The organism is Gimesia chilikensis, from assembly GCF_008329715.1.
Classification (GTDB): Bacteria; Planctomycetota; Planctomycetia; order Planctomycetales; family Planctomycetaceae; genus Gimesia; species Gimesia chilikensis.
The window spans coordinates 20,640-27,161 of the sequence record NZ_VTSR01000003.1 but is presented as its reverse complement, the minus strand read 5'-3'; the positions used below and the strand labels follow the sequence as shown (position 1 = coordinate 27,161).

Sequence of the window (6,522 nt, the reverse complement as noted above, 5' to 3'; positions counted from 1 at the left end):
AGGTTGTAACAAACTATGTTTACCACGCGTTAAAGAATACCACCACCGGCTCGACCTTCTTTCATAGTTTCACCCGGTCATATAGAAAATGTAATTTTGTGGGAGCGTTCGGAATCTTGCTCTGTCAGTTTCCTGCTCGCTACGCTCGGCCCGAATTGCATTCGGGCTTACCCATTATTCTGGGTTGGTCGAACCAACTGTGGCAGCCGGTATTAGGAAATGACTGGGGATTAACGCAGGTCTTTCCAGGCGTCCCAGCAGAGGAAGAGTACCAGGCCGGCGGAGACCAGGAACATGATGTCCATCATCATGCTGCCGCGAAAGGGGATGCCAATCGCGATATCAGCCAGTGCGAGGGCCGCCACGATTCCTGAAGCGGCCATCGAGCCCATGATCATTTTTTTGGGTGCATCTGACATTAAGATCCTCGTCTCTCTCTACCTCTGTCAAAGCTGTCTGCTTAATGGATGTCTTGTACTCGTCTGATTGAAATGAGCTTCGATGAGCACTCTCGTTCCAAGTATACCTTATCCTCTGGTGGAATTTCCAGTCGATTCTGAGAACTGATTCCTCGCGTCGTTGAACCCTGCCCCGCTGCGATCCGCGAGACCTGAAAAACCGTTATAACAGTGCCAGCCGACACCTGCCGGGGCTTCAGGACCCGAGCGAGCAGAGCTCGATGATGTGTCCGTCCGGATCGTTGACGAAGGTCTGGGTGGCTCCGTCGGGACGAGGTTTGGGAGGCGAAACAATGGGGATTCCCTGCTGCAGCGCCTGTGCATAGGCCTGATTCGCATTCTGTACCTGAAAGGCGAAATGGTGTGTGCGGGTGTTCGGTTCGACATCGGCCTGGCCGGCTGCGCCGGACTGATCGTGTTCCAGGATGAGGTGAATCTGCTGTCCGCCGATCTGGTACCAGTGGCCTTCGAAGGAAAACGCGGGCCGGGGTACCTGGTCCATGCCCAGGAAATCGACGTAGAACTTACGCGCGGCTTCCAGATCTTTGACCACGAGCGTGATGTGATCGAAGGCTTGAACCTGCACACATTCTGTGGGGGCTACATCAGACATGAATTCGCCTTTCTTGTTTCAGGTTGCTGATCAGGAAACGGAGGAGGCCAGGATCGGTTCCCCGATGCTCCAGGAAGCGCCGTCGCGAACAATGTGCCGATAGAGGGTATCGCGTTCGACGGGGATGCGGCCTGCTTCCTTGATCAGGCGATGCAGCATTTCGACGGTCAGCCCTTCAGGCGTTTTGGCTCCGGCATCGTGATAGATCAGTTCGTGAACCACGGTTCCGTCCAGGTCGTCGGCACCAAAGCTGAGGGCGGTCTGCGCGGTCTTTTCGCCGAGCATGATCCAGTAGGCTTTGATGTGATCGAAGTTGTCAAGCATGATCCGCGAGAGTGCGATCATCTTAAGGTCGGTGAGTCCGGAGGCCTTGGGAATTTCTGACATCCCGGTGTTTTCCGGATGGAAAGCCAGCGGGATAAACGTCTGGAATCCGCCGGTCTCATCCTGCAGTTCACGCAGGCGACAGAGATGGTCGACGCGGTGTCTGGCCTCTTCGTAGTGGCCGTAGAGAATGGTGGCGTTACTCCGCAGTCCCAGGTTGTGAGCTTCGCGGTGGATGTCAATCCAGCTCTGGGCATCGGCTTTGTGTTCGCAGATTTTTTCGCGGACTTCGGGATGGAAGATCTCAGCGCCGCCGCCAGGCATGCTGCCCAGACCGGCATCCATCATCTGTTCGAGCACCCAGCGGGTCGGCTTTTTGGTCATGAAGCTGAACCAGTTGATTTCCACGGGCGTCCAGGCCTTGATGTGCAGCTCGGGATATTCTTCGTGAATGGTGCTGACGACATCGAGGTACCAGTCGAATTTTTTCTGGTGATGCAGCCCGCCGACGACGTGGATTTCGGTGGCGCCGCTGACGCGGGCTTCCTGAACACGTTCGCGAATCATGTCTTCGGTGAAGGTGTAACCGCGTTCTGATTTGAGGTCAGCCCGGAAGGCGCAGAACTTACAGCGATAAACACAGACGTTCGTCGGGTTCAGGTGGATGTTCGTGTTGTAGAACGCGAAATTCCCGTTCTTGCGTTCACGGACCTGGTTGGCCAGGCCGCCCAGCGTCAGGATATCGACTTTCTCGTCCAGAAAAACACCTTCATCGAAGGTGATCCGCTCGCCGGTTTCGACTTTGCGGGTGATGGTTGCGAGCTGTTCCTGTTCGTTTTGATTCAGATTCATCAGACTGTCTGTTGATTCGTTTCGCGTATCAGAAAAATGGTGTTTAGGCAGACCTGCCAACCGCGCAGCAGGACTTCTTCATTATGACGTTTCAGGCTGGCTTATGCGAGCCAGACATCGATCAATCCCACAAAGAACAAACCAATACTGATCACGGCGTTCACGTGGAAAAAGGCCAGATTCACGCGTCCCAGGTCATCCGGATTGACCAGCAGGTGTTCATAGATCAGCAGTCCCGCGACCGCGAGGACAGCGATCAGAAAGGGGATGCCCAGGGCGGCGACATACCAGAGGCTGAACAGGCAGACGATGGTCATGAAGTGGCTGAACATCGCGAAACGCAGGGCTTTTTTGATGCCCCAGCGGGAGGGGATACTGGAAAGACGCTTGTCCTGATCAAAATGGACATCCTGACACGCATAGATAATATCGAAACCGCCGACCCAGAAGAAGACGACCGCTCCCAGCAGAATCGGTTCCAGCGAGAGCGACCCGCGAATGGCGATCCAGGCGGCCAGGGGTGAGAGCATGAGGGCAGTCGAGAGCCAGTAATGGCACCAGATGGTGAAGCGTTTGGCGTAGGAATAGCCGAGTAGAAACAAGAGCACCGGCACCGAGAGGTAGAGGGGCCAGCGATTGGGTAAAAACAGGAGTGTTGAGGCGATAAAGGCCAGTGAAGTCAGCAGGGTGAAGATAGTCACCGCGCGAACACTGATGAGCCCTGCCGGGATGTGTCGCCCTGCGGTTCGTGGATTTTCCGCGTCGATATCGCGGTCGACCAGTCGATTGAAGGCCATGGCTGCCGATCGGGCAAACAGCATGCAGAGCAGAATTCCCACCAGTTCCTGCCAGCGAACGGTTTGACCACGCCAGGCCAGTACGGCGGAGAGCAGCGCGAACGGGAGGGCAAAGATAGTATGGCTGAAGCGAATCAGTTCGAGTAACAGGCGCAGTCGGGCCAGCATTGAATTCATCTCATCAGAGGAGGATTGAGCGGTCGGGGTTGATCACAGGATACGATCGCTGGCTTCATCTTAGCTGATGTGCTGCGGGCACCCAAGTCAGGGAGACGGGAAACTCCGGCGCAGAAGCAGGAATCGGAGGTTTCCGAGCTTACCGGCTGGGAAAAGTGTTCAGCGAAGCGACGTAATTCACAAAGCGATCTTCGACGCCGGGAATGTCGCGGGGCAGCCGGGCACTGAGGACCTCGGGGGATTCGTTGGTCTTCAGCTCCGAGAGATATGCGAGCAGTGCATCCCGGGCTTCGGGCGTGCTGTTCAGCATGAAATGCGTCCAGGCCCAGGCTTCCTGGTAATCGACACGTTGCATCTGCGAGACCTTCTCGAGCTGTTCCAGGCGTTTCATATCCGGCTTCCAACCGTTGTTGAGGGCGGCGGTGAGTCGGGACGCGTGATCGCGATTGATCTGTCCGGGGGTATTGCCGGCGACTTCGAAATATTCCGCGAGACCTTCGTCGAGCCAGAGCGGAACGGTCTTCAGGCTGGCGTGCAGGAGTCCGTGAGTAAATTCGTGGCGGAGATCTTCCTGGATGCGGTCACCCCAGAAGGTGTAGACGGCCAGCTCTTTGGGAGTGCCCACAAAGTAAGCGCGACGTGGAGGCAGTCCCGGGTAGGTCAGATCGAGATAGTTGCGGTACTCTTCCTGGTTGGAAAAGAGATAGACGGTGACCTGCTCGCTGTTCAAGGGGATATTCAGGGTGGCGGCAACATCTTCCCGCAGCTGGATCAGATCCTGGAACAGGGGATGCTCCTGCCCCAGTTTGAAATCGCTGAGCACGATCAGCTGTTCGGCACTGACGCTGTGTCGTGCGGGCAGATGGACGGCCTGATTTTTCGCGGCGGTCCGGCAGCCCTGGGCTGAAAACAGACAAAGTGTCAGACAGACATTCAGAGCGAGGGCTTTGAATGCGGGCCATGACTTCCGGTGGGGAGTCTGATCCGGGCTGACGGGTAATTCGGTTTTCACGGTGAGCAGTCGGGTCTCAGTAAGCGGGGATAGTATCTGTCAGTAAGTCGCAGTTATAAACGTTTCTGGGAGGATTCCGGATTGGCGGCGGAGCGCTGCTTATCCGTGCCGGGAAACAGACCGTCGAAGAATCCGTTCGATGCGGACTGAATAATGAGGTTCCCTTTTCCATTATCGATCAGTGACTGGGCCAGCCGGGGATGGTCTTTCCAGGTGGTCGCCTGCCATTTTCTGATGTCAGCGTAAGTATCGTGAAGACCGGCCTGTGACTTGGGGACCAGGTGCCAGCCCTCCTTTGACTGTACGATGTGATATTCAAATGCGGCATACATGCCACCCGCTCCGATCATCATGAAAATCAAAGCGGCTACGATTCGGCGCATCTCACTCACTTCCTTGTGTGTTAAATCCAGGTTCGCCTGCTGATCAGGGGCGGGATCATCTCAGAAACCGGCAAATGCGGCAAGAGTGAACCTGAGGATTCAGCCGCAATGACGATACATAAGACCACCTCAAGTGGCGGGAGTACCGAAAATGTCCCCCGGATGGATTTTCCGACCGCAGAGAAATTCCTTAACCTGCATGGCCCGCTTACCTTGCGGCTGAATCTGGTTGAGCTGCAGCAACCCCGACCCTGTACTGACGACAACGTGTCTGGTGTCGGCGAAGACGACTGTTCCGGGAGCGGCCGCCTGTGGATCGACTTGCGGTTCGAGGGCTTCCCGTTCTTCCGGAGTGAGCGGGTCGACATCCAGGATCTGCAGACGCAGAGGATCCTGCCCCGGATGCTGAAGGAAGGAGAACGGGCTGGGCCAGGGTTGCATGGCCCGGACGTGCCAGGAAATCTGTTCGGCGGTCTGGTTCCAGTCAATCGCGCCGACCTGTTTGTCCAGCGTGGGCGCAAAGGTGGCTTCCTCGTGGTTTTGTGGTGTTTCGACGAGAGTGCCGGCTTCGATGTCGGACAGTAACTGCATGGCCAGCGGTGCGGCGAGGTCGGCGAGACGATCCTGCAGTTGTCCCGTTGTTTCCTTGGGACCGATTTCGGTTTCGACCATGCCGGCGATCGGGCCGGAGTCGAGGGCGCGTTCAATCCGGAAGACCGAGACGCCGCTTTGGGTCTCGCCGTTCTGGATGGCGTACAGAATCGGGGCGGCGCCGCGATACTTTGGCAGCAGGGACGCGTGCAGATTAAAGGCACCGCAGCGGGGCATATCGAGCAGTTTCTGGGAGAGGATCTGTCCGTACGCGGCGACGAGGTAGACGTCGGCCTGTAACTGGTCGAGTTCTTCGAGCGCTTCCGCGGTATTGATTTTCGGTGGCTGGAAGACGGGGATCTCGTGTTCCAGGGCGAGCTCTTTCATCGGGTTTTTGTGGCGGTGATGTCCGCGACCGGTCCGATCGGGCTGTGTATACAGGGCCAGAACCTCATGCTCGGAATCAATGAGCGCCTGGAACGCGGGAATCGCGAAGGTGCCGGTCCCCATCATGACTACTTTTAAAGGCACGGGAAATCTCCTCCTGATGAGTCAGCCTCAGTCTGCACTCGCCATGCTGCGCCGACTGGCATTAAAGACAGGGAAAGCGCAGTTGCCGGACGAAAACAGTATCTCGGTGCGGATGACGGGCTGTGTTAATCCAGTTCCAGCTCGAGCTGGGCCAGTTGTTTGCGAAGTTCTTCATCCGAAGCAATTTCGCCTCGATCCTGCTGATGACGGAACTGGGCTTCGAAGTCGGCGATCTGGGCTTCCAGTTCGGCCTTTTTGGCTTCGACCATGCGATCCGTAAACATGACGCCTTCGATGTGATCGTATTCATGCTGTACGGCGCGGGCCGCCAGATCGTCGAGCGTGATCTCAAACAGCTGTCCGTTGAGATCGTAAGCTTCCACGGTAATTTCTTCGGAACGTTTGACGTCGCCGTAAAGCTGGGGGAGACTCAGGCAGCCTTCTTCCCCTTCGGCCGTCCCTTTGCGTTTGGTAATTTCCGGGTTGATGAAGACAAACTCTTCCTCTTTTTCGCCGGGATCGGAAGTCAGGTTGATCACAAACAGTCGATACGGAAGTGCAACCTGGTTGGCTGCCAGCCCGATGCCCCGTGCCTGATACATGAGCTCGAACATCGTTTTGACGATATCGCGCAGTTCAGGCGTGATGCTTTTAATGGGTTTGGATTTCCAGCGGAGGGCGGGATGGGGATAATTGACGATTTGCAACGCAGCCATAATTTGATGTACCCGGCGGGGTATGATACACAGTTCAGAAATCAGTCGATGAGGGTGCCCCGATCTCT

At 56.3% G+C, this 6,522-nt stretch carries 8 protein-coding genes; all 8 read right to left on the bottom strand.

All coding sequences use genetic code 11. The annotated features are described in order from the left end of the window. Positions 1–230: 230 nt before the first annotated feature. Positions 231–419, bottom strand: a complete 189-nt coding sequence (locus FYZ48_RS03225) for a hypothetical protein (RefSeq protein ID WP_149337477.1) — start codon at positions 417–419, stop codon at positions 231–233. Between the two features lie 235 nt (positions 420–654). Continuing rightward, a complete protein-coding gene (locus tag FYZ48_RS03220; protein ID WP_145044307.1) occupies positions 655–1,071 on the bottom strand; it encodes a VOC family protein in 417 nt (138 codons plus the stop codon). A 30-nt stretch (positions 1,072–1,101) separates the two neighbouring features. Then, entirely contained in the window at positions 1,102–2,247 is a 1,146-nt protein-coding gene (gene mqnE, locus FYZ48_RS03215; RefSeq protein ID WP_149337472.1) for an aminofutalosine synthase MqnE, read from the bottom strand. 101 nt (positions 2,248–2,348) lie between these two features. Then, positions 2,349–3,212: a UbiA-like polyprenyltransferase gene (locus FYZ48_RS03210; RefSeq protein ID WP_145044309.1), complete on the bottom strand. Its 864-nt coding sequence runs from the start codon at positions 3,210–3,212 to the stop codon at positions 2,349–2,351. Between the two features lie 148 nt (positions 3,213–3,360). Further along, complete coding sequence (locus FYZ48_RS03205) at positions 3,361–4,233, bottom strand: DUF1570 domain-containing protein (protein WP_145044310.1); 873 nt, start codon at positions 4,231–4,233, stop codon at positions 3,361–3,363. Positions 4,234–4,286: 53 nt separating this feature from the next. Next, a complete protein-coding gene (locus FYZ48_RS03200) occupies positions 4,287–4,616 on the bottom strand; it encodes a hypothetical protein (protein ID WP_145044311.1) in 330 nt (109 codons plus the stop codon). 129 nt (positions 4,617–4,745) lie between these two features. After that, entirely contained in the window at positions 4,746–5,738 is a 993-nt protein-coding gene (gene fmt, locus FYZ48_RS03195) for a methionyl-tRNA formyltransferase (protein ID WP_149337467.1), read from the bottom strand. Between the two features lie 125 nt (positions 5,739–5,863). Then, entirely contained in the window at positions 5,864–6,454 is a 591-nt protein-coding gene (def, locus tag FYZ48_RS03190) for a peptide deformylase (protein ID WP_145044313.1), read from the bottom strand. Between the last annotated feature and the right edge of the window lie 68 nt (positions 6,455–6,522).

Bases quoted from the DNA above. Each gene is read 5' to 3' on its own strand.
- FYZ48_RS03225 (WP_149337477.1), bottom strand. From the start codon at position 419: ATGTCAGATGCACCCAAAAAAATGATCATGGGCTCGATGGCCGCTTCA.
- FYZ48_RS03220 (WP_145044307.1), bottom strand. From the start codon at position 1,071: ATGTCTGATGTAGCCCCCACAGAATGTGTGCAGGTTCAAGCCTTCGAT.
- mqnE (WP_149337472.1), bottom strand. From the start codon at position 2,247: ATGAATCTGAATCAAAACGAACAGGAACAGCTCGCAACCATCACCCGC.
- FYZ48_RS03210 (WP_145044309.1), bottom strand. From the start codon at position 3,212: ATGCTGGCCCGACTGCGCCTGTTACTCGAACTGATTCGCTTCAGCCAT.
- FYZ48_RS03200 (WP_145044311.1), bottom strand. From the start codon at position 4,616: ATGCGCCGAATCGTAGCCGCTTTGATTTTCATGATGATCGGAGCGGGT.
- def (WP_145044313.1), bottom strand. From the start codon at position 6,454: ATGGCTGCGTTGCAAATCGTCAATTATCCCCATCCCGCCCTCCGCTGG.